The sequence below is a fragment of the Amycolatopsis sp. NPDC043885 genome (assembly GCF_056435685.1).
The window spans coordinates 22,418-44,078 of the sequence record NZ_JBWKEA010000033.1 but is presented as its reverse complement, the minus strand read 5'-3'; the positions used below and the strand labels follow the sequence as shown (position 1 = coordinate 44,078).

Annotated in this window: 24 protein-coding genes and 1 pseudogene; 9 read left to right on the top strand and 16 right to left on the bottom strand. The window is 69.5% G+C overall.

From position 1 onward, the window contains the following. Positions 1 to 379, bottom strand: a pseudogene (locus AC069I_RS43840) (IS1380 family transposase); the annotation flags it as partial. Between the two features lie 58 nt (positions 380 to 437). Between AC069I_RS43840 and AC069I_RS43835 the strand changes: the two are divergent. Both AC069I_RS43835 and AC069I_RS43830 read left to right on the top strand, forming a co-directional pair. Beyond that, on the top strand, positions 438 to 728 hold the full coding sequence (locus tag AC069I_RS43835) for a transposase (protein ID WP_478230853.1): 291 nt from the start codon (positions 438 to 440) through the stop codon (positions 726 to 728). Beyond that, complete coding sequence (locus AC069I_RS43830) at positions 725 to 1,615, top strand: IS3 family transposase (protein ID WP_478268038.1); 891 nt, start codon at positions 725 to 727, stop codon at positions 1,613 to 1,615. Before AC069I_RS43835 ends, AC069I_RS43830 begins: the two co-directional genes overlap by 4 nt. 31 nt (positions 1,616 to 1,646) lie before the next feature. Here AC069I_RS43830 and AC069I_RS43825 read toward each other — a convergent pair whose 3' ends face one another. Beyond that, a complete protein-coding gene (locus tag AC069I_RS43825; RefSeq protein ID WP_478268037.1) occupies positions 1,647 to 1,796 on the bottom strand; it encodes a hypothetical protein in 150 nt (49 codons plus the stop codon). 304 nt (positions 1,797 to 2,100) lie between these two features. Here AC069I_RS43825 and AC069I_RS43820 point away from each other — a divergent pair, with 304 nt between their 5' ends. Further along, positions 2,101 to 2,730 (top strand): maleylpyruvate isomerase family mycothiol-dependent enzyme, encoded by a 630-nt coding sequence (locus AC069I_RS43820; protein ID WP_478268036.1) that lies wholly within the window; start codon positions 2,101 to 2,103, stop codon positions 2,728 to 2,730. Between the two features lie 10 nt (positions 2,731 to 2,740). Here the strand turns inward: AC069I_RS43820 and AC069I_RS43815 are convergent, their stop codons facing one another. Then, positions 2,741 to 3,577: an oxidoreductase gene (locus AC069I_RS43815; RefSeq protein WP_478228370.1), complete on the bottom strand. Its 837-nt coding sequence runs from the start codon at positions 3,575 to 3,577 to the stop codon at positions 2,741 to 2,743. A gap of 99 nt (positions 3,578 to 3,676) precedes the next feature. Between AC069I_RS43815 and AC069I_RS43810 the strand changes: the two genes are divergently transcribed. Both AC069I_RS43810 and AC069I_RS43805 read left to right on the top strand, forming a co-directional pair. Further along, positions 3,677 to 4,579 carry a LysR family transcriptional regulator gene (locus AC069I_RS43810; RefSeq protein WP_478268035.1) on the top strand — a complete coding sequence of 301 codons (903 nt, stop codon included), beginning with the start codon at positions 3,677 to 3,679 and terminating at the stop codon, positions 4,577 to 4,579. A 69-nt stretch (positions 4,580 to 4,648) separates the two neighbouring features. Next, a complete protein-coding gene (locus AC069I_RS43805) occupies positions 4,649 to 5,722 on the top strand; it encodes a GDSL-type esterase/lipase family protein (protein ID WP_340682065.1) in 1,074 nt (357 codons plus the stop codon). Here AC069I_RS43805 and AC069I_RS43800 read toward each other — a convergent pair. The 6 genes from AC069I_RS43800 to AC069I_RS43775 are packed head-to-tail and all read right to left on the bottom strand — an operon-like array spanning position 5,719 to position 9,706. After that, entirely contained in the window at positions 5,719 to 6,018 is a 300-nt protein-coding gene (locus AC069I_RS43800; protein ID WP_005150941.1) for a hypothetical protein, read from the bottom strand. The genes AC069I_RS43805 and AC069I_RS43800 overlap by 4 nt on opposite strands. Continuing rightward, positions 6,005 to 6,232, bottom strand: coding sequence for a hypothetical protein (locus AC069I_RS43795; protein ID WP_007035425.1), 228 nt, complete (start codon positions 6,230 to 6,232; stop codon positions 6,005 to 6,007). Before AC069I_RS43795 ends, AC069I_RS43800 begins: the two co-directional genes overlap by 14 nt. 46 nt (positions 6,233 to 6,278) lie before the next feature. Further along, positions 6,279 to 6,731 carry an Lrp/AsnC family transcriptional regulator gene (locus AC069I_RS43790; RefSeq protein WP_016334198.1) on the bottom strand — a complete coding sequence of 151 codons (453 nt, stop codon included), beginning with the start codon at positions 6,729 to 6,731 and terminating at the stop codon, positions 6,279 to 6,281. Next, complete coding sequence (locus AC069I_RS43785; protein WP_478228360.1) at positions 6,728 to 7,870, bottom strand: M24 family metallopeptidase; 1,143 nt, start codon at positions 7,868 to 7,870, stop codon at positions 6,728 to 6,730. The genes AC069I_RS43790 and AC069I_RS43785 overlap by 4 nt, the downstream gene beginning before the upstream one ends. A gap of 10 nt (positions 7,871 to 7,880) precedes the next feature. Next, the gene (locus AC069I_RS43780; RefSeq protein WP_478228359.1) at positions 7,881 to 9,131 is read right to left on the bottom strand and encodes an MFS transporter; all 1,251 of its coding nucleotides are present in this window, start codon (positions 9,129 to 9,131) and stop codon (positions 7,881 to 7,883) included. Beyond that, complete coding sequence (locus AC069I_RS43775; RefSeq protein ID WP_478232674.1) at positions 9,128 to 9,706, bottom strand: ArsR/SmtB family transcription factor; 579 nt, start codon at positions 9,704 to 9,706, stop codon at positions 9,128 to 9,130. The genes AC069I_RS43780 and AC069I_RS43775 overlap by 4 nt, the downstream gene beginning before the upstream one ends. A gap of 118 nt (positions 9,707 to 9,824) precedes the next feature. Between AC069I_RS43775 and AC069I_RS43770 the strand changes: the two genes are divergently transcribed. The 3 genes from AC069I_RS43770 (at position 9,825) to AC069I_RS43760 (ending at position 12,345) form a co-directional block, all read left to right on the top strand. Then, a complete protein-coding gene (locus tag AC069I_RS43770) occupies positions 9,825 to 10,361 on the top strand; it encodes an NADPH-dependent FMN reductase (RefSeq protein WP_478228357.1) in 537 nt (178 codons plus the stop codon). Between the two features lie 74 nt (positions 10,362 to 10,435). Continuing rightward, on the top strand, positions 10,436 to 11,380 hold the full coding sequence (locus AC069I_RS43765; RefSeq protein ID WP_478268034.1) for a 5'-3' exonuclease: 945 nt from the start codon (positions 10,436 to 10,438) through the stop codon (positions 11,378 to 11,380). Next, on the top strand, positions 11,377 to 12,345 hold the full coding sequence (locus tag AC069I_RS43760) for a pirin family protein (RefSeq protein WP_478228355.1): 969 nt from the start codon (positions 11,377 to 11,379) through the stop codon (positions 12,343 to 12,345). Before AC069I_RS43765 ends, AC069I_RS43760 begins: the two co-directional genes overlap by 4 nt. 117 nt (positions 12,346 to 12,462) lie before the next feature. Here the strand turns inward: AC069I_RS43760 and AC069I_RS43755 are convergent, their stop codons facing one another. The 5 genes from AC069I_RS43755 to AC069I_RS43735 all read right to left on the bottom strand — a co-directional run bounded on the left by AC069I_RS43755 (position 12,463) and on the right by AC069I_RS43735 (position 19,226). Next, the gene (locus AC069I_RS43755; protein WP_478228354.1) at positions 12,463 to 13,683 is read right to left on the bottom strand and encodes a GNAT family N-acetyltransferase; all 1,221 of its coding nucleotides are present in this window, start codon (positions 13,681 to 13,683) and stop codon (positions 12,463 to 12,465) included. A gap of 44 nt (positions 13,684 to 13,727) precedes the next feature. Then, on the bottom strand, positions 13,728 to 14,126 hold the full coding sequence (locus AC069I_RS43750) for a DUF4333 domain-containing protein (RefSeq protein WP_478268033.1): 399 nt from the start codon (positions 14,124 to 14,126) through the stop codon (positions 13,728 to 13,730). 34 nt (positions 14,127 to 14,160) lie between these two features. Next, positions 14,161 to 15,360, bottom strand: coding sequence for a GNAT family N-acetyltransferase (locus AC069I_RS43745; RefSeq protein ID WP_478228352.1), 1,200 nt, complete (start codon positions 15,358 to 15,360; stop codon positions 14,161 to 14,163). Between the two features lie 40 nt (positions 15,361 to 15,400). Continuing rightward, positions 15,401 to 16,177 carry a DUF4333 domain-containing protein gene (locus AC069I_RS43740; protein WP_478228351.1) on the bottom strand — a complete coding sequence of 259 codons (777 nt, stop codon included), beginning with the start codon at positions 16,175 to 16,177 and terminating at the stop codon, positions 15,401 to 15,403. A 271-nt stretch (positions 16,178 to 16,448) separates the two neighbouring features. Continuing rightward, positions 16,449 to 19,226, bottom strand: a complete 2,778-nt coding sequence (locus tag AC069I_RS43735; RefSeq protein ID WP_478228350.1) for a DEAD/DEAH box helicase — start codon at positions 19,224 to 19,226, stop codon at positions 16,449 to 16,451. Between the two features lie 111 nt (positions 19,227 to 19,337). On the opposite strand from AC069I_RS43735, the gene AC069I_RS43730 reads away from it, so the two are divergent. Then, positions 19,338 to 19,790 carry a hypothetical protein gene (locus AC069I_RS43730; protein WP_478228349.1) on the top strand — a complete coding sequence of 151 codons (453 nt, stop codon included), beginning with the start codon at positions 19,338 to 19,340 and terminating at the stop codon, positions 19,788 to 19,790. Here AC069I_RS43730 and AC069I_RS43725 read toward each other — a convergent pair. Then, positions 19,774 to 20,649 (bottom strand): diacylglycerol/lipid kinase family protein, encoded by an 876-nt coding sequence (locus AC069I_RS43725; RefSeq protein ID WP_478228348.1) that lies wholly within the window; start codon positions 20,647 to 20,649, stop codon positions 19,774 to 19,776. The genes AC069I_RS43730 and AC069I_RS43725 overlap by 17 nt on opposite strands. Before the next feature lie 7 nt (positions 20,650 to 20,656). Continuing rightward, positions 20,657 to 21,628 (bottom strand): twin-arginine translocase subunit TatC, encoded by a 972-nt coding sequence (gene tatC / locus AC069I_RS43720; RefSeq protein WP_478228347.1) that lies wholly within the window; start codon positions 21,626 to 21,628, stop codon positions 20,657 to 20,659. Between the last annotated feature and the right edge of the window lie 33 nt (positions 21,629 to 21,661).

Sequence of the window (21,661 nt, the reverse complement as noted above, 5' to 3'; positions counted from 1 at the left end):
GCAACCGGGCGGTCAGGATCACCGGCGCGCAGACCGGGCTCGACACCGTGGCGATCAGGTGGTTCAGGCCGCGGACACCGTTATAGGCGAAACCGCTGCCCTGTTTGGCATGCCCGTAGGTTTCCTTGATCTTGGCGTCGATATCGATGAACGCCAGCCCCTCCACACCGGCCAGCAACGACGGAACCCGCCGCGCCAGCCGGACCACCGCCTCAGCCGCCACCGACGCGAGCTGACCGGCATGACCATGGGTGAACCCCCGCAGCCACGACCCGCACGTCGAGGGCGCCCGAAGACCCGTGAACAACCGGCGCATCCCGCCATGCCGGACCACATCCAGACCCTCGATCGAGCCTGCCCCGGCCACCATGCCCGCCACGACCGACAATGAGGTTCCCCCCAAACCGTGGAGGCATGGACTTAGAGGATCATGAGTTGTGCCTGAGAAGCGAAGGAAGTTCGATGCGGAGTTCCGTGAGGGAGCGGTCCGGATCGTGCGGGAGACGGGGAAGTCGGTTCCCGAGGTAGCTCGTGACCTGGGGATTGTCGAGCAGACCCTGCGGAACTGGGTCAATAAGGACAAGGTCGAGCGGGGCGAGGCCGAAGGGGTGACCGGCGACGAGCGCGCGGAGCTGGCGCGGTTGCGGGCGGAGAACGCCGAGCTCCGGATGGAGCGTGATGTGCTCAAGCGATCCGTGGTCCTGTGGGTGAAGGAGGCGACGCGGTGAGCCTGGCCGCGTTCATCGCCGACCAGAGGACCAGTCATCGTGTGCCGCACGCGGTCGCCTGCCGGGCTCTGGAGGTGTCGGAGTCGTGGTTCTACAAGTGGAACCACCGCGAGCCCACGGTGGCCCAGCGGCGCCGCGCCGAGGTGGACGAGGCGGTCAAGGCCGCCTTCGACGCCTCGGGTGGTCTCTATGGTTCGCCCCGGGTGCACGCCGAATTACGCGACGACGGATGGGAGGTGAGCGAGAAAACGGTTGCCAAGTCGATGACGGAACAAGGCTTGATCGCGCGCGGCAAGAAACGGCGGAAGAACCTCACCCGCCAGGATAAATCGAAGATTCCGTTCCCGGATCTGGTGCGACGTGACTTCACCGCGGACGCGCCGGACCAGAAATGGGTCGGGGATATGACCGAGATCCCCACCGATGAGGGGAAACTGTATCTGGCGACGGTGATTGACCTGTACTCCCGACGATTGCTCGGTTACCCCACCAGTGCGCATCCGGACGCCGAACTCGCTGGTCAGGCTATCAAGATGGCCGTCGCCACCCGCGGTGGCGACGTCGCGGGAGTCATCTTCCACACCGACCGCGGCTCCACATACACCGCGACGAGTTTCACCAAGCTGTGCACGAAGATCGATATCCAGCAATCCATGGGACGAGTCGGATCGTGCTTCGACAACGCCGCCGCGGAATCATTCTTTTCCACGCTCGAGCACGAGGTGCTCTCGCGACACCACTTTAGCACGCGCACGGAAGCGAAAACTGTGGTTGTGAAATGGATCGTCGACTTCTATAATGGGAAACGGCGACACAGTCGATGTGGACTGATATCCCCGATCGACTACGAAAACACCGCCACCAACCCCGAACAGCAAGCAGCATAGTGGAGTCCTCCACGCTACGGGGGGGGAAAGCTCACAACGCTTTCGCGTCCGGGTTCGCGCCGACAGGAATCCCCAGGTCAACCCGCTGATCAATCAACTCACCCAGGCCAACGTCCTCGGCCAGCCGCAGCACCGGCACCAGCCCCGCGCACGACACGAGACCCTCATCATCGAACCTCACTGACACCGATCCGGCAGTATGAGATGATCGCATCCAGCAGATGCCCTCTCGCTCCGTGGATTTTGTTCCGTCGCAAGAACAATCATCCCAAGCCAGAGGGCATTTGCGTGCCCGGACACACCCCAAACACCCACATCACACCGGTGGATCCAGGTTGAGTGTCCCAAATCCTTCATAGACGACCCCTCCGGCAGACGGCCCTGCCCGCGTCTGCGGTCGACCCTCCTGCGGTATGTCGAGCGGAACGAGGACACGGACTACTACGTTTGCGGGTGGCTCGACCAGAGTGAGCAGGAGGCCGCCAGTGGACACCGTCGCGCGACTCGCCCGGGACGAACGGGCGGACTTCGCCGCCTTCCTGCGAACGCTGTCCCCCGAGCACTGGGACGCACCCACGTTGTGTTCGGAGTGGACGGTCCGGCAGGTGGTCGCCCACGTTGTCGACTACGACGCCCAGCGGTTCCGTGATCTGCTCGGCCAGGCCGTCCGCGGCGGGCTGCGGCTGAACCGGATGAACGCGCTGGGTGTCGCACGGAAACCCGGCCGGACCCCGGACGAGCTGATCGCGTGGTTCGAGGAGCACCTCGAACCACGCGGCCTCACCTCGGCGTTCGGCGGACGGGTGGCGCTGCTCGACGGCCTCCTCCATCACCAGGACATCCGGCGCCCGCTGGGGTTTCCCCGCGAGGTGCCGCCGGAACGGCTGCGGCACGCCCTGGCTTTCGCCCGCTACGCCCCGCCGATCAAGGCGCGCAAGCGGGCGCGCGGGCTCCGGCTCGTCGCCACGGATCTCGGCTGGTCGGCCGGATCCGGACCGGAGGTCCGCGGCCCCGGTGAGGCGCTCCTGCTGTCGATCGCCGGCCGGGCCGTGGCACTGGACGAACTTTCCGGGCCCGGCGCGGCGATCCTCGCGTCCAGAGTGGACGGTCGTTGAGGCCGAAGGCTCAGAGCGCGGTGGAACGGCTCAAGGACTCCCAAGCAGCCAACTCCGCCGCCCTGGCCTCGTGCACGGCTCGCAACCCGTCGACAGCGTCGTCGCCGAGCGCGAGCCGGAGCGGCGGGGCATCGCTTTCGAGCACCTTCAAGATCGCCGCCGCGGCCTTCGCCGGGTCCCCGGGCTGCGAGCCGTCCATCCCCTCGACGAAGTCCCGGATCGCGCCGGTCGATTCGCGGTACGCCTCGATCACCCGCGAGCGCTGCAACCGGCTACCGCCGAACGCGGTCCGGAAGGCGCCAGGCTCCACGATCAGCACTTTCACGCCGAACGGCGCGACCTCGGCGGCCAAGGACTCCGACATCGCCTCCAGGGCGAACTTCGCCGAGCAGTAGGCCCCGAAGCCGGGCGGGCTCTGCTGCCCGCCCATCGAACTCATCTGCACGATGGCTCCGCTCCTCTGTTCACGCAGGTGCGGCAGGACGGCCTTCGTCACCTCGACGGCGCCGAAGAACATCACGTCCATCAGCGATCGCAGGTCGGGCATGGTCAGTTCTTCGACCGCACCGACCGAACCATGCCCGGCGTTGTTGACCACGACGTCGATCCGGCCGAACTCGGCGAGAGTCGCCTGCACGGCGGCTTCGACCTGCGCCGGATCGGTGACGTCGAGCGCCGCGGTGCGCACCCGGCCCTGGCCGAACTCTTCCAGATCGGCCAGTGTCTCCGGACGGCGTGCCGTGGCCATCACGCGGTCACCGGCGTCGAGCGCGGCCAGGGCGAGGTACCTGCCGAATCCGGACGAGCAGCCCGTGATCAGCCAGACGCGGCCCTCGGTTTCCTTCATCATTCCTGTTTCCTCCAGTGAAGTTCCTGGGGTCCATCGTGCGAAGACCGCGCCTGGGCCGCCAACACCGGCTTCCTGGTGCGGCTACAGTCAGAGCCTGTGACCCCCGAGTCGCGGCAGTTGCGCTATTTCGTCGCCGTCGCCGAGGACGCGAGCTTCACCAAGGCGGCGCGGCGCCTGCACATCGCCCAGCAGTCCCTTTCGCAGCAGATCACCGTGCTGGAACGGGTCCTCGGCGCGAAGTTGCTGCAGCGTGACACCCGCGGGACCCGGCTCACCGAAGTCGGTTCACTGTTCCTGCCGGAGGCCCGCGCCGTCCTGGCGCGCAACGACGAGGCGCTGTCGGTGCTTAGCCGGGCGGTTCGCGGCGAAATCGGCACACTGCACCTCGGTTTCCTCACCACCACGGCCAACTACCTGCTCCCCCCGGTGGTGCGCGCGGTCCGTGAGCGGCTCCCCGACCTCACCCTCACCACGGACGACACCCAGATCGCGTCCCTCGTCGACGGGCTCACCGGCGGACGTTACGACCTGATCTTCACCCGGCCTCCGCTCGTCGACGGGTTCGAGACCCGCACCCTGATCACCGAGGAGGTCTGCGCCGTCCTGCCGGAGGGTCATCGGCTCGCGGCCGCGACCGAACTGAAGCTCGCGGATCTGGCCGACGAATCTTGGGTGCTCACCCCGCGAAGCTCGTGGGAGCCCTGGCATCGCCACTATGACGACGAATTCGAGGCGGCCGGCTTCACGCCGCGGGTCGTCCAGCGGGCGGCGACCGTCCAAGGCCTGCTCGGTCTGGTCGCCGCCGGCGTCGGGGTCACGAGACTCGCCAGGTCTTCGCACAGCCTGCGCCGGAGCGGCGTGGTGTTCGTGCCTCTGGCGGGCGACACCGCCCGGACGGTGGTGGCCTGGTCGCCGGCGAACGGCAAGCCCACGCTGCCCGGCGTGCTCGAAATCGTGACAGAACTGGCAGCTGGAACGGATCTGACGGAGGCGGGCTGACCGGACATCGCGACCGTCACACCGCCATGATCACCCTGTCGGGCCGCGGTTCCGTAGAATCCGGTGACGATGCGACGTTTCCGGTGGTGGTGGGGTGCTCTGGCGCTCACGTTCGTGGTGGTTCTCGTCGGGTTCATTGCCTTTACCGGGTCGGAAAGCCGCCCAGGGCAGCCGTCCCCGCGCCAAGGCCCACCGGGGACGGGGCCGCTGACGGTCGTCTCCATCGGCGACAGCACCGTGTCCGGTGAGGGCGCGGGCGACTACACGCCCACGACCAACGGGCAGGGCGGCAATTGGTGCCACCGCTCCCCCAACGCCTTCGTCGAGCAGATCAAGATCCCCGACGTCACCGCGCGCGTGAACCTCGCGTGTTCGGGGGCGCCCTCGGAGCAGATCGCCCTCGGCGACGCCAAGCAGTGGACCGAGCCGTCACAGGCTCAACAGCTCGCGAACCTGATCAAGGACCATCGGGTCGCGGCGGTGGTGATCGCGATCGGCGCGAACGACGAGCCCAAGTTCTCGGCTCAGGTCAACGAATGCTTCAAGGCTTGGTTCTCCCCGCAGAACCCGCCGTGCAGCGTGGCTCTCCGCACCACTTGGAAGTCCAAAGTGGACGCCATGGTGCCGAAGGTGACCAACGCCGTCGCCGACGTGAAGAAGGTGCTCGCGCAGGCCGGTTACGTCCCGGCGGACTATCAGCTCGTGCTGATGTCGTACGCCTCGCCTGTCGGCCCCCAGATCCCGGAGGCCCTGCGCAGCCTCAATGGCTGCCCGTTCCGCACCGAGGACCTGGAGTGGATGCGCCGCGACGGCGTCTCCGTTCTGTCGGACGGGCTCAAGCAGGCGTCGAGGGCGACCAGCGCACGGTTCCTGGACCTTTCGCGGGCGGGCGCCGGGCACGAGGCATGTAGCAGCGACCCGGCGAACGAGTGGTTCAGCAGGCTGACGCTGCAGCTGCGTGACCTCGGCCAGGTGGACCGCGCGAGCCACGCGTTGCAGGAGTCGTTCCATCCCAACGCGAACGGCCACGCGCAGATCGCGAACTGCCTCAACGAGTTCCTCGCGGCCCGCGGGGGCAACGCGTCGTGTCTCTCCGGCCCCGACGGCAAACTGCACGCCGCGCCCGAGGTGATCGCGCGTTAGAGGTCGAGTGCGGCGCGCAACGCGATGTCGATGCGCTCCTGGACCTCTTGGTCGATCTCCGCGATCTTCTCGTCGAACCACGGCCGGTACAGGCGCGTGAGGTTCAGCGTGGAGACCCAGTACCGCGCGTCGACGGCGACGCCGAGGATGTCCTGCGGATCACGGTCCAGCAGTTCGGTGCCGAGCAGCCACGGCCGCTCGGATTCGTTCACCCCGTCCGAGGACAGCAGGACGACGGTGCGCTGCCGTGCCGGTTCGGTCGGGGGGTGGTACGTCCAGACTTCACCCCTGTGCACGCAGATCCTTCTCCGCGGCGGTCAGCTCGGCCTCGTCCGATTCGGCGGACGGTTCGACCGGGGCGCGCTGCGGGGTGTATCCGGTGCGGACGGCCTCCCTGCGGGCCGCTTTGGACAACCACGACGAGACCGAGATCCCGTGTGCCTTCGCGGCCCGCTCGGCGAACTCGAGCGCACCACTGTCGAGTGAGAGAGTGACCTTACGTGTTGCCATACCTTTTATCGTACCAGCGTCGCGCAAGCCCACCCGTTTTCCCGTTTCACAGGGTGGGCGAACGGCCCTCGAACGGCGTCGACAGCACCACCGTGGTCCTGGTCGAGACCTTGGCGGACTCCCGGATCCGGCGGAGCAGATCCTCCAGGCCGAGCGGCGAAGCCACCCGGACCAGGAGGATGTACGACTCGTCCCCCGCGACCGAGTAGCAGGACTCGATCTCCTTGATGTGCTCGAGACGCTGCGGGTAGTCGTCCGGCGCGGCCGGATCGTTCGGCGTCAGCGAGATCAGCGCCGTGAGCGGCAGCCCGATCTGCTCGCCGTCGAGCCGCGCGGTGTACCCGAGGATGACCCCGCGCTGCTCCAGGCGGCGCACCCGCTGGTGCACCGCCGACACCGAAAGCCCGACCCGCTCCGCCAGATCGGTGAAACTGCGCCGTCCGTCCGCGGCCAGTTCCTGCACGATGGCCTGATCCAGCGGCTCCAGGGAACCCGTCATGCGTCGAGCACGATCAGGTCGTGCGGGCGCTGGTTGACCGACTCGACGCCGTCCTCGGTGACCACGACGATGTCCTCGATGCGGGCGCCCCAGCGGCCGGGCTGGTAGATGCCGGGCTCGACGCTGAAGGCCATGCCCGGTTCGAGCGGCAGCGCGTTGCCCTTGATGATGTAGGGCTCCTCGTGCACGTCGAGGCCGATGCCGTGGCCGGTGCGGTGGATGAAGTACTCGCCGTACCCCGCCTCGGCGATGATGTCGCGCGCGGCGGCGTCGATCGACTCGGCGGTGACACCCGGACGGACGGCGTCGACGGCGGCCTTCTGCGCCCGCTGCAGGACGGCGTAGGTCTCGGCGACGTCGGCGTCACGCGGCTCGCCCACCGCGTACGTGCGGGTGGAGTCGGAGTTGTAGCCCTCGGCGATCGGGCCGCCGATGTCGACCACGACGACGTCGCCGCGCTCGATGACCCGGTCGGAGACGTCGTGGTGCGGGCTGGCGCCGTTGGGGCCCGAGCCGACGATCACGAAGTCGGCGTGGGTGTGGCCCTCTTCGACGATCGCGGCGGTGATGTCCGCGCCGACCTCGGCCTCGGTGCGGCCGGGGCGCAGCCATTCGTGCACGCGGGCGTGTACGCGGTCGATGGCGGCACCCGCGTCGCGCAGCGCCTGGATCTCGGCCGCGTCCTTGCGCATCCGCAGTTCGCGCACGATCGGCCCGGCGAGCGTCTGCTCCGCGTCGCCGAGCGCGCCGCGGAAGGCGAGCACGTGCAGCGCCGGGGTGAAGTCGCTGACCGCCACGCGGCCGGGCTTGCCCAGCCGGTCGGCGACCAGTTCGTAGGCGTTGTCGCCGTCGACCCAGGTGACGATCTCGATGCCGAGTTCGTCGGCGGGGACGTCGGCGTAGCCGGGGGCTTCCAGCTTCGGCAGGACCAGCGCCGGGACGCCGTCGGCCGGGATCACCAGCGTGGTCAGCCGTTCGAAGGAGCCCCCGGCCTGGCCGATGAGGTAGCGCAGGTCCGAGCCGGGTGCGATCAGCAGGGCGTCGGTGTCGGCGGCGGCCGCGGCGGCGCGCGCCCGGTCGAGGCGGGCGCGGAGGCTGGCGGCGTCGGGGGCTGGGTTGTGAAGGGAACGGCGCGACATGATGGCGAGCCTAGTCGGTCCGCGCCCCTTGGCTCACCGGCCGGTCACCCCCGATCGGAGCGGGATCGTCGAGTCCGCGCCAGACCCGGAAGATCGCCGGGAAGGTGCCGGCGATCAGGTACAGAGCGCCGAACACGGCGAGCGCGCCGACGAGGCCGATCCCGTCCAGCAGCAACCCTGCCGCCATCGAGCCGAGCGGCATCGCGGCGAGCACCCCGCCCACGAGAAGGCTGAGCACGCGGCCGCGGACGGCTTCGGGAACCCGTTCGTAGACCGCCGGGAGCACGATCGGATTCAGCGCGCCCGCCCCGATCCCGGCGACCACGAGCCCGGCGAGCAGGACCGGCGGTGCGGGTTCCAGCGCGAGCAAGGCGAAGCGTGGCGCGCCTTCGATCGCGACGGCGACGAGGATCGCCGTCCGCCGGGAGAACCGGTGGCCGATCCAGCCGTAGATCGCCGAACCGAGCAGCGCGCCCGCCGCGACCGCGGTGATCATCGCGCCGATGAGCGCGGTGCTGTGCAGGACCTGGTCGCCGTACGCCGGGTACAGGACGCCGAGCAGCCCGAAATCGAGGCTGTTGGTGAGCATCAGCATGCCGACCACCGCGCGCAGTACCGCGTCACGCTTGACGTATCCGAGCCCTTCGCGCAGTTGCCTGAGGTATCCGCCCGACGGCGGCCTCGGCGGACCGGCCGCGGCCGGGATCAGCGCGAACACCAGCGCCGAGGACAGCAGCAACGCGCCCGCGTCGACGAACAGCACCGGCATCGGGCCGATCAGCGCGATCAGCGCGCCGGCGGCGGGCCCGCCCACCATCCGGCCGGTTCTCATCGCCGCTTCGACGGCGCTCGCCGCCCGGCTCAAGCGGACACCGCCGAGTTCGGCGACGCCGGGGAGCAGCACCTGCTTGGCCGTGTCCGCGGGCCCCCGGGAAACCCCCATCACGAACGACAGCACGATCAGCCCGGGCAGGCTGAGCCCTGTCGTGCCCATCGCGAGCGGGATGAGGAGCACCGTGACGGTGGTCAGCAGGTCCGCACCGACGCTCGCCCGGCGTGTGCCGACGCGGTCCACGATCGGCCCGCCCAGCAGCGCCGCGACCATCAGTCCCAGCACCTCGGCCGCGGTGACGAGACCGGTCTTGGTGCCGCTGCCCGTGCTCTGCAGCACGAACCAGGGAATCGCGAGCAACGTCATCATCACCCCGGCCGAGGAGATCCCCGAAGCCACGACCAGAGCCCCCAGTGGCATCCGGCTCATGGCGTCTCCGGCCGGGACTTCCTCGGGAAGGCCGCCCAGTGCACACGGACCTGGGTGTCGCCGTCCTTCTCCGGACGGCGGTACCGGCCGATCACCTCGAGGATTTCGTCGCTCAACGCGGCGGCCTCGTCCGGTGTCAGCGACAGCGGCGAATCGTGGAAGCTGACCTTGTCGATCCACTCGTCGGCCCAGTCCCGCACTTCGGCGACGAACTGCGCTTCGGCCGCGTAGCGCCGCTCGATCATCGTGTGGGCGTAGGCGTTGAAGGGACCCGCGAGGTCGGGATCGTCGATGAAGTCCTTGGCGCGCATCTGGTCCCCCTCGTGCACCGCCCTCCACCACCGGTCGCGCCTGCTGCCGCGCTCGGTGTCCTCCGTGATCAGCCCGGATTCGGCCAGCTGACGCAGATGCCAGCTCGTGGTCCCGGAACTCTCCCCCACCCGTTTCGCCAGTCCGGACGCCGTCGCCGGTCCGTCCTCCCGCAGCAACTCCAGGATCTTGACGCGCAGTGGATGCGACAGCGCCCGCAGGATGCGGCCGTCGACCCGCGCGAGATACCTCTCGCCCTCCCCCATGTGCTCCACCCTACGACCGCAGAGAGTTCTTTGCAAAGAGTTCTCTGCGAATGACTCTTGAAGTGAGACCATTCTGGAGTTTGACTTCAAGTTAAGTGCAGGTTTTACGGTCTTGGGCATGACAACGAACTCGCCTTACCAACTCGCCGTCGTGATCAGCAGCGTCCGCGAGGGCCGCTTCGCTCCCGTCGTCGCGAACTGGTTCCTCGACCGCGCCAAGCAGCGCGACGACGTCACCCTGTCCGTCATCGACCTGGCCGAAGCCCCCGGTGATCTCTCCCCCGGCGTCGCCGCCGCGGACGCCGTCGTCGTGATCGTCCCCGAGTACAACCACAGCTACCCCGGCCCGCTCAAGACCGCGCTCGACGCCACCGGCCCCGAATGGCACGGGAAACCGGTCGCCTTCGTTTCCTACGGCGGTATCTCGGGCGGCCTGCGCGCGGTGGAGCACCTGCGTCCGGTCTTCGCCGAACTCCACGCCGCGACGATCCGCGAGACCGTGAGCTTCCCCTACGCCTGGAACCACTTCGGCCCGGACGGTGAGCACGACGACTTCGAAGGCGCCTCCGCCGCGGCCACCACGCTGCTGAATCAGCTGAACTGGTGGGCCAACGCCCTCCGCGACGCGCGCCGGGTGCGGCCCTACGCGGCCTGACGTGTCCGTGGAGGACCCGGCTGGGGGTCGGGTCCTTCACGGACATCCGGGGCGGGACATGGCAGGCTGTCCGCGTGACCGGACCACTCGCTCTCCTCGATTCCGCGAGCCTCTACTTCCGCTCGTTCTACGCACTGCCCGATTCGATGACCGCCCCCGACGGGACACCGGTCAACGCGGTGCGCGGGTTCACCGACACCGTCGCGCGGATCCTCGTCGACCGGCGGCCTTCCCGGCTCGTGGCGTGCCTCGACGCGGACTGGCGGCCGAAGTTCCGCACCGACCTGCTGCCCAGCTACAAGGCGCACCGGGTGGCCGAAGAGGTCCCGGAAGGCAGCGATGTCGAAGAGGTGCCGGACACCCTGACGCCCCAGGTGCCGATCATCCTGGAACTGCTGGGGGCCTTCGGGATCGCGACGGCCGAGGCGGCCGGGTACGAGGCCGACGACGTCATCGGCGCGCTCGCGATCCGCGAGCAGGTGTCACCCGTCGAGGTCATCACCGGCGACCGCGACCTTTTCCAGCTGGTCCGCCATGAACCGACGCCCACGGTCGTCATCTACGTCGGCAAGGGCTGGAACAAGGCCGAAGTCCTCGGCCCGGACGAGATCGCGGAGAAGTACGGGATCCCGGCCGGGAACGCCGGGCCCGGCTACGCCGACATGGCGGCGCTGCGCGGAGACCCCTCGGACGGGCTGCCCGGCGTCGCCGGGATCGGCGAGAAGACGGCGGCGAAGCTGATCACCCAGTTCGGTTCGCTGCAGGAGCTGATCGAGGCGTCCGACGCAGGCGACTCGCGCGTGCCGCTCAAGACCCGGCTCCGGCTGACCGACGCCGCCGACTACCTCGCGGTCGCCCCGACCGTCGTCCGGGTCGCCGCCGACGCACCGGTCGAACAGTCCCGTCCGGACGTCGTCCCGTCCGAGCCCGCCGACCCGGACAAGGTCGCGGAACTCGCGGAACGCTGGAATCTCGGCCGTTCGGTGGAGCGTCTGCTGGCCGCGCTCCCCAAGCCGTGAGCAACACCGAGGCCGACCCGGCCGAGCTGCGGTGCCGGGAAAGGCCGGGCGAAGGCGTCACCGTGCTGACCCCGCGCGACGTCCCGCTCGGCGGTCCGCGCGCCATCCGGGTCCGGCGGACACTCCCGCAGCGCCAACGGTCCCTGATCGGTGCCTGGTGTTTCGCCGACCACTACGGCCCGCAGGACGTTTCGGAGTCCGGCGGGATGGACGTCGCGCCGCATCCGCACACCGGATTGCAGACCGCGAGCTGGCTGTTCAGCGGCGAGATCGAGCACCGCGACAGCATCGGCACCCGGGCCATGGTGCGGCCCGGCGAGCTCAACCTGATGACCGCCGGGCACGGCATCGCGCATTCCGAAGTGTCCACACCGGACACCTCGACGCTGCACGGCGTCCAGCTCTGGATCGCGCTGCCGGACGAACATCGCGACACCGCTCGGGACTTCCGGCACTACGCGCCGCCACTGCTCGACCTGCCCGGCGCGACCGCCCGGGTCTTTCTCGGGAGTCTCGCCGGGACCACGTCACCGGTCCCGGCGTTCACTCCCCTGCTGGGCGCCGAACTCACGGTGGAGCCCGGAGCGACCCTGGCGCTCGATGTCGACCCGGCCTTCGAGCACGGTGTCCTCCAGGACATCGGCTCCGTCACGGTCGCCGGAGTGGCGCTGGGAACCGGGGAACTCGCCTACCTCGCACCGGGCGCGGAGCGGCTGGAACTGAAGAACTCCGGTGGCGAACCGGCTCGGGTGCTCCTGCTCGGCGGGACTCCGTTCACCGAGGAACTCGTCATGTGGTGGAACTTCGTGGGCCGGAGTCACGAGGAGATCGCCGGGTACCGCGAGGCGTGGCAGGCACAGGCCGACCGATTCGGTCGGGTGGAGGGCTATCAGGGCACCACCGCGTGGCTGCCCGCGCCAACGCTGCCGCAGGTGCGGATCAAACCTCGCCGTAACCCGGCTTAGCAGCGCGGCCTCGGGGCCGCTAGGGATGGACTGAAGTCCGTGAAGGGCCCCTTCACTACCTTCAGGGTAGGCAAGGAGGCCCTCACGGACACACGATCGCCCTGCGGGCAACCCGACTTAGAAGAACGTTCCGCACCAAGGCGTGCGCGCGGTGTGGAACAGCGCGTCGGCACGGGCGGCCGCTGCCTCGTCCAGTACCTCGACCCGGCCGGACAAGGCCAGATCGCCGAACAGGCCGTGGCCGAGGTACAGCGACGACAACGTGGCGACGTCCAGCCGCAGATCGGCCTCGGCGGTCGTGCGTTCCACGCCGTCCGGGCCGACGACGTAACGGCCGTTGTTGTCCGGAAGCTGCTTGTCGTGCACTTCGAGTACCACGGGATCGGCGGTGCCGTAGGAGCGTGCCCGCAGCGCCGCGAGGACGTCGACGAGGCGCAGCCACAGGTCGTCGATGACTTCGGTGATGTTCACCGCGCGCGGGTCGGTGAGCAGTTCGGCGAGCGGCTCGTCCAGCGGGCGGCCACGACCGGCGACGGCCGAGACGAGGTCGATCGACAGCAGGAAGCGCCACAGGCCCGCCCAGGCCTGTGGCGTGGCGGCATGAAGTTCACGGATGTCCAGGAGCGCGCCACGCTCCGGCGCCTGCCGGTCGCGAGTGTCGATGGTCTGGTAGACGACGAAACCGTCGTCGCCGTCCGGTCCACTGTGGACGGCGACGCGATACCCGTCGTCCCCGGTGACCACTCGTTCGAAGAAGCCCGGCCACCAGTTGGCCGGCCGGGTCACGAAACCCGGCCGCGTTCCCTCGAATCGGCTGTACAGCGCGGGAACACGCTCGACCGCTTCGGCCGGGGTGACGAACCTGACCACGCCGTCCCGCCCCACGCCGTCGCGAAGCCGGGCGCGGGGGCGTTCGACGGAAACACCTCTGCAGAAAGTGGCCGCGCCGTAACCGAAGCGACCGTAGATCACCGCTTCCGACGCGTGCAGCGCGGCGAGCGGGACGCCGCGCGCCGCGAGGTCTTCCAGCTGTACGGCCATCATCGCGGTGAGGATCCCGCGGCGGGTCCAGTCTGCGCGAACGCCGACACCGTCGACGGCGGCCGTGACGAGCTTCCGTCCACCCGGGACGGTCAGCTCCACCTCGAAGGAACTGGCGATGCCGACCGGGGTGCCGTGGTCGTCGAACGCGGCGAATTTCCCGGCGGCGGGCCAGGACGGGGCCATCTTCGCCCAGACCTCGTCCGAAGCAGGCTTGCCGTGCAAGGACTCCGCCAGGACTCCGAGACACGCCCTCTGTTCGCCTTCGGCCACGGCACGCACATGGAATTCGCTCATACCCGCCGATCCTGCCGCGCGGACCGGCCGAACCCAACCCGTTTTCAGGCGGGCGCGCCGACCTCGTAGCGGCCGTCGTCCCCGGTGACGGTGATCGTCACGCTCTTGCCCTCGTCGCCGACCTGGACGGTGCAGGTGAACGTGCTGCCGTCCTTGACCGTCTGGTTCGCCGGGCAGAGCACGTCGCCGACGTCTCTCACCTGATAGGTCTCGGTGAGGATCTTCCGCACGTCCGCCTGCATGGTCCGCGGGTCGAAGACTCTGCCCGGAGCGGCGGAGGACGAACCGCCGGACGTGGCGGGCGTGCCCGGCGCAGCGCTCGTCGTCGGCGGGACCGTGACGGTCTTCGTCGCCGGCGTGGGCGCCGGGGTGTCCGAACACGCCGCCAGCATCGCGAACGCGGCACAGCACAGACCGACCGTCGCGACGGCTCGCCTGCTCAAGCTTCTCCACCCCCACCGGTGTGATCATCCAACGTCAGAAGAAGGTACCGCACCAGGGATTGACCCGCGTGCCGAACAGCAGGTCCGCACGCTCCAGAGCGGCCGCACCGGTGGCACGGACCCGGCCGGCGGCCGCGAGATCCGACGGGCGCCAGCCACCGAGGTACACCATCGACAGGGTGTCGGCGTGCAGTTCGAGATCCGCCGGGTCGGTGGTGCGGACGGCGCCGTCCTCGGACAGGCGGTAGCGGCCGGAGTTGTGGTCCAGGAAAGGGTCCGTGACCTCGATGACGACCGGCTCGCCCCGGTACGTGCGCGCGTCGAGCATCCTCGCGACGTCGACCAGCCGGAGCCAGCCTTCGTCCTGGATCTTCTGCACCGTCACGTGCCGCGGGTCGCTGAACAGCAACTCGACCGGCTCGTCGAGCGGCCGCTTCTCGGCGGTGATGAGGTCGACCAGGTCCACGGACACCAGGTAGCGCCACAACCCCGCGAACGCGTCAGGACTCGCGTAGTGGAACGACTGGACCTTCAGGAGCGCCGGAGCGCCGAAATGAGCCCTCTCGACGGTGTAGGTGACATAGCCGTCGACCCCGTCCTGGCCGCGATGCACCGCGGTCGTGACCGGCGTGGTCGCCCGGCGCAGTTCCCGTTCGTAGCCCGGCCACAGATGCGGGCTCCGCGCGATCATCCCCGGCCGGGTGCGCGGCAGCGCGTCGAAGAGCGAAGGCCATTGCTCGACAGTGCTTTCCAGATCCAGCAAGGAGATCTCACCGCCCGTGGGCGCCTCGGGCCGGAAGCGGGCCCGGTGCCTGTCGACCTCGATCGACTTCGCCCGCACGGCGACGCCGTACCCGAACCTGCCGTAGATGGCGCCTTCGGACGCGTGCAGCATCGCCGCGGGAACGCCCCGAGCGGCGAAATCCTCGAACTGCGCGCGCATCAATCCGGTCAGCACGCCGCGGCGGGTCCGGTCGGCGCGGACGCCGACGAGGCTGACCGCGGCGAGCGGCGTGGTGCCGCCGCCGGGCAGGGTCACTTCCGAATCGAACGACCGGAGGGTGCCGATCAGCTCCTGGTCGAACGCGCCGAACCCGCGGTCCGGCTGCATCGACGGGGCGATGGCCGACCATTCCTCGTCGGTCATCTCCTTGGCGTGCAAGGCGCGCCTGAACAAATCGGTCGCGGCCCGTTCCTCGTCGGACCGCAGCCGCCGCACTGAGAAGTCGCTCATGACACGATCATGCAGGATCGACCGCGCGCGGCGCCCGCCGTTATTTGATGGCGGGCGGAGAGACCTCGTAGTTGCCGGTGTCACCCTTCACGGTGATCGGCACCTCCTGTGGCTTGCCCTCGATCGTGGCGGTGCAGGTGAACTTCACGCCGTCCTTGACCTCCTGGCCGGAGGGGCAGGTGACCGCGCTGATCTCCTTGATCCCGTAGGTCTCGGTGAGCAGCTTCTGCACGTCGGTCTGCATCTGCGTGTTGTTGAACACCTGGGTGTTGAACCAGCCCGGCGTGACGAAGCCGAGGATGCCGACCACGGCGATGATCACCACGAGCGCGCCGATCCCGACGAACAGGCCCTTCTTGGACTTCGGCTTGTCCTGCGCCTCGCCCTGGGTGCCTGGGAACTGGCTCTGGCCGTAGTCGTACTGGCCGGGCTGCTGCTGCCCGTACTGCGCCTGTTGCTGCGGGCCGCTCTGGGGGTAGCCGGGTTGCTGCTGGGGCCCGCTCTGCGGATATCCCGGCTGCTGGCCGTACTGCGGCTGCTGACCCCACTGCGGCTGCTGTTGCTGCGTCTGCGACGGGTCCTGCTGCTGCGGGTAGCCCGGCTGCTGCTGGGACGGGTCGTAGGGGGCGGGCTGCTGACCCCACTGCGGCTGTTGCTGCTGGGTCTGCGACGGGTCGTACTGCGGCTGCTGGCCCCACTGCGGTTGCTGCTGCGGGCCGCTCGGCGGTTGAGCGCCGCCCGGCTGTTGCCCGTAGCCCGGCTGCTGCCCCCACTGGGGCTGCTGCTGCGGGTCGTTGCCGCCATACGGCGTGCTCATCGTTCGCCTCCGCCTGTTCCGCCATCGTCACCGGCCGACCTGCATGGCCGTCGTGGGCGATCCAACCACAGGTCGGCGCCCCTGCCCACTGTTCCCGGCCGGTGTCGGGGCAACTCGCCGCGACCGTGCTCACACCGGACGCGCTTCCATTCCGCCGGTCAGCCCAACGCCTGGGTGTGGAGATGGGCTCTCCGCGAGGGGTGGTGGTCTCGCGCGTAGTGAAGGCCTCCTTACCTACCCTGAAGGTAGGCAAGGAGGCCTTCACGGACGGTCACGCGCCGCCGGCCGCCACGACTCCACGCCGCAACGCCTTCACCGCGTCCGAGGCCGCCGCTCCGACCGGGTCCGCCTTCCCGAGGACGTCGCGGATCTGGTCCAGCAGGTCGATGACCTGCCGCGCCCAGCGCACGAAGTCACCGGCCGACAGCTCCTGCCCGTTCGCCTCGGCGGCGGTGAGGACCTTCTCCAGCGATTCGCCGCGCGCCCATCGGTAGACGGGCCAGGCGAAACCGGCGTCGGGTTCGCGGGTGCGGTCCAGTTTGTGGCGCCGCTCGTCCTCGGTGAGCTCCATCCACAGCCGCGTGGTCGCCTGCCAGGCGTCGAGCACCTTGCCCGCGGGCAGGCGGGGCTCCCCCGCGGTGTCCCGACGTGCCTCGAAGACCAGCGTCGAGACGACGGCGGCGAGTTCGGCGGGCGCCAGTCCTTTCCAGACGCCATGCCGGATGCACTCGGCGGCGAGCAGATCGGACTCGCTGTAGAGCCGGGTGAGCCGTTTCCCGTGTTCGGTGACACGGTTCTCGCCGTCGCCCTTCGACTCGGGGCCGAGGTACCCGCGTTCGCCGAGGAGCCGCAGGATGCGGTCGAAGGCACGCGCGAGCGAGTGCGTGGTCGCCGCGACCTTGCGTTCCAGTTGCTCGGTCTCGGCCGTGAGCCGCTGGTACCGCTCGACCCAGCGCAGGTTCGCCTCGCGTTCGGCGAGGCCGTGGCACGGATGCGCGCGCAGCGCCCGCCGCAGCGCGGCCAGCTCACCGTCCTCATTGGCCCCAGCGCGGCGCTTTTGCCTGCCAGGCAAGGAGATTCCCGCGTTGCGCAGACTCGAAGCGATATCCCGCCGGGTCTTGGGCGAGCGCAGCTCGATGTGCTTCGGCAGCTTGATGTTCCCCAGCGCCTCGACCGGCGACGGGAAGTCGGAGACCGAGAGCGGCCCGGACCAGCGGTCCTCGGTGACCACGACGGGCCGCGGTTCGCGGATCGGGTCGAGCCCCGGGTCGACGACCACCGCCAGCCCGGCGCGCCGCCCGGCGGGGACGGCGATGACATCGCCCTTCCGGAGCTTCTCCAGCGATTCGGCGGTTCCCGCACGGCGGGCGGAGGTGTTCTGACGCGACAGCGCCTTCTCCCGGGCGGAGATCTTCGCCCGCAACTCGACGTACTCCAGCATCTGGTCGAAATCGCCGGTGATGGCCGAGGTGTAGCCCCGCAGGGCCTCCTTGTTCCGCTCGATCCGCCGGGCCGTCCCGACCACCGACCGGTCGGCCTGGAACTGCGCGAACGACTGTTCCAGCAGGTCACGGGCCTCTTCGGCGCCGACCTGGGCGACCAGGTTCACCGCCATGTTGTAGCCGGGCCGGAAGGAAGACCGCAGCGGGTACGTCCTGGTCGAGGCCAGCCCGCCGACCTGCTTCGGGTCGATTCCCGGCTGCCAGGCGACGACCGCGTGGCCTTCGACGTCGATGCCGCGCCGTCCGGCCCGCCCGGTGAGCTGCGTGTACTCCCCCGGCGTCAAGTCGACGTGCGCCTCGCCGTTGTACTTCACCAGCCGCTCCAGCACCACGGTGCGCGCGGGCATGTTGATGCCGAGCGCGAGCGTCTCGGTGGCGAAGACGACCTTCACCAGGCCCTGGACGAACAGCTCCTCGACGGTTTCCTTGAACGCCGGGAGCAGCCCGGCGTGGTGCCCGGCGATACCGCGTTCGAGCGCCTCACGCCATTCCCAGAAGCCGAGGACGCCGAGGTCGCCTTCGGGGAGGTCCTTGGTGCGCTCGGCGACGATGCGGCGGACCTTCTCGACCTCTTCGGGGCCGTTGAGCCGCAAGCCGGACCGGACGCACTGACCGACGGCGGCGTCACAGCCGGCGCGGGAGAAGATGAACACGATGGCGGGGAGCAACCCGGCGTTGTCCAGCCGCTCGACCGTGTCGGTGCGGGACGGCGGCCGGTACCGCGGCATCCGCGACGGCGCCCCTCGCCGTCCTCTCGGCCCGCGCAACCCGGCCGGGGCGAAACGCCCGCCGATCTCCTCGGTGCGGCGAAGCAGGCTGGGGTTGATCCGCAGTTCGGCGCCCGGCGCGTGTTCCTCCTGGCCTGCGAACAGGTCCAGCAGCCGGTTGCCGACCAGCATGTGCTGCCACAGCGGCACCGGCCGGTGCTCGTCGACGACGACGGTGGTGTCGCCGCGGACCTCGACGAGCCATTCGCCGAACTCCTCGGCGTTGCTCACCGTGGCCGACAGGCCGACGACCCGGACGTGTTCGGGCAGGTGGAGGATGACCTCTTCCCAGACGGCACCGCGGAACCGGTCGGCGAGGTAGTGGACCTCGTCCATCACCACGTACGCGAGCTCGCCGATGGTCGAGGACCCGGCGTACAGCATGTTGCGGAGGACCTCGGTGGTCATGACCACGACCTGCGCGTTGCCGTTGATCGAGGTGTCGCCGGTCAGCAGGCCGACGGCGTCGGCCCCATAGCGGCCGACGAGGTCGGCGTACTTCTGGTTCGACAACGCCTTGATCGGTGTCGTGTAGAAGCATTTGCGACCCTCGGCGAGGGCGAGATGCACCGCGAACTCGCCGACCACGGTCTTCCCGGCGCCGGTGGGCGCGCAGACGAGCACGCCGTGACCGTCTTCGAGCGCCTCGCAGCCGCGGACCTGGAAGTCGTCGAATTCGAACGACGATTCCGCCGCGAAGCGGGTCAGCTGGGGGTATCGAGCGCGGCGCTGGGAGGCCGCGTAGGCCTCGGCCGGGGTCTGAGAAGGGCTATTGACCACTTCGTCAGGGTTCCATACCCCACCGACAGTTCGCACTCGGTGTGACGATCTCGGGAACGGCCGCCACCCCTGTGTCATCCAAGGGCCGGATCCGAGATCGAGAGGGGACCCATGGAGATCGCTTGCCCGCAATGCGCGCAGGTCGACCAGGTGCAGAGTGTGCCGGCGGTGTTCCAAAGCGGGCAGACGACCTACCGGGTGCAAGGAGGCATGACGGCCATCCCGGCGGGCGACGACGTGGTCTACACCGCGACGACGCACACCGGCGTGTCGGTGACCGCGACCGCGGCGTCACTCAACCCGTATCCGGTGCTCCGCGGTGGCGGGTGCTTCTTGGCACTCGCGCTGGTCGCGCTGTTCGCCGTGCTGTTCGTGCTCAGGCTGCGGCGCAACGCGCGGATCCGGCGGGGCATCCCCGACGCGCTGGAGTACTGGCGGCAGGCGTGGTTCTGCCACCGCTGCGGCGGGGTGTTCTTCCCGCGCGGCGAACTGATGTCTGCCGCGACGTTCCGCGGACTGGTGTGGCGAGCGGGTGACTACGCCGGGCTCACCCGACGACGGTGAGCGCGCCGGGAACACAGGTGACGTCGATCGGCAGCCTGCCCAGCGGCTCGCCGTCGGCGTACACGGGCAGGTCGCTGCCCGCCAGATGGATCTGACTGGCTTTGAGGGTCCGGACCGCCGGATGCGCGATGTGCTGCCCGGACCGGACTCCGGGCAGCATGCGGAGCAGGTCGCGCCGGGTCGCGTTGCCGACGACGGTGACGTCGAACAGACCGTCTTCGGGGTCCGCCCCGGGGCAGATCGGCATGCCGCCACCGTAGAACGGGGTGTTGCCGACGGCGATCATGGTGGCGTCGAGTTCGAGTGTCTCGACGTCCGTGCGGAGCACGACCGGCCGGGGCCGGAAGGCGGCGAGTTCGGCGAGGATCGCGACGTCGTAGCGGCGCGGGCCGCGAGGCCAGGTCAGCCGGTTGGCTCGTTCGGTGACGAGGGCGTCGAAACCCGAGCACAGCACCGTGGCGAACCATTCGCCACCCGCCCGGCCGAGATCGATCCTCCGTCGTTTCCCCTCCGCGATCCGCCTCGCGACGAGATCGGCGGCGGCGTGCGGCCGATCGGGGATGCCGAGTGCCCTGGCGAAGTCGTTGCCGGTACCCGCGGGGACGAGCCCGAGTGCGACGCCGGATTCGGCGCAGAACTGCACACCTTGGTGCGCCGCACCGTCACCACCGAGGACGACGAGGACGTCCAGCCCGGCCGCGCGCGAGTCGGTCGTCAGCGCGCGGGATTCCTCGACCGTGTGGGCGACGAGGACGTCGAGCCGGTCCACGACGGGCCGCAGCCGCGCCGCGACCGACTCCAGCAGCCGTCCCGCGGCCCCGTCACCGGAGGCGGGGTGGACGGCCAGCGCCGCGTGCATCCCCGGCTCAGGTGACGTCGTCGGTGCTGGTGCGCTTGCCGTTCGTGGCGGCCGACGGTTCCTCGTCGATGGTGCTCGGCGTGTAGTCGAACGGCGCGGCCTCGTCGTCGGCGAGCTTGTCCCAGCCCTCGGTGCCGCGCTCCTTGTCGAGCTTGCGGTCGTGGAAGCGCGCGATCTGGATCGAGAGCTCCAGGAGCACCACCAGCGCGCCGGCCAGGGCGAGCATCGAGAACGGGTCCGAACCGGGCGTCGCGAAGGCGGCGAAGACGAACACGACCATGATCAGGCCGCGGCGCCACTTCTTCAGCGTCTGGTACTTGAGGACGCCGACGCGGTTCAGCATCACCACGAACAGCGGGAGTTCGAAACTGACGCCGAAGATCAGCAGCAGCGACAGGATGAACGAGATGTACTTGTCACCGGTGAGGGCGGTGATGAACTGGTCGCCACCGAAGTTCATCAGCAGCTCGAGAGCGTGCGGGATGAGCAGGTACGCCAGCACGGCGCCGGCGGCGAACAGGATCGACGCGAAGAAGACGAAGGTGAGCGCGTACTTGCGCTCCTTCGAGTAGAGGCCGGGCGCGATGAACGCCCAGATCTGGTAGAGCCACAGTGGGGCGAGCAGGACCGCGCCCGCGGCGAGACCGACCTTCAGCTGGATCATGAAGGCTTCGAACGGAACCGTCTGGAGCAGCTGGCAGGGACCGTTGGGTTCCCCGCCGAGCCTGCGCTGGTACGGGATGCCGCAGTACGGCCCGGTCATGATCTGGCCGAGCGACGGGATCGGGCCCACCTTGGTCTGGAACCAGAGGAAACCGATGATCCCGCCCGCCAGGATGGCGAGCAGCGCGAAGCCCAGACGGCGCCGGAACTCGTAGATGTGCTCGATGAGCGTCATCGTGCCGTCGGGGTTGGCCCGACGGCTGCGCTTGCGCCGCTTCGTGCCGCGGCGCTCCTCACCGGAGGCGGAATCCGCCACTGGACAGTCCGTTCTCGTCAGGGTCCACCATGA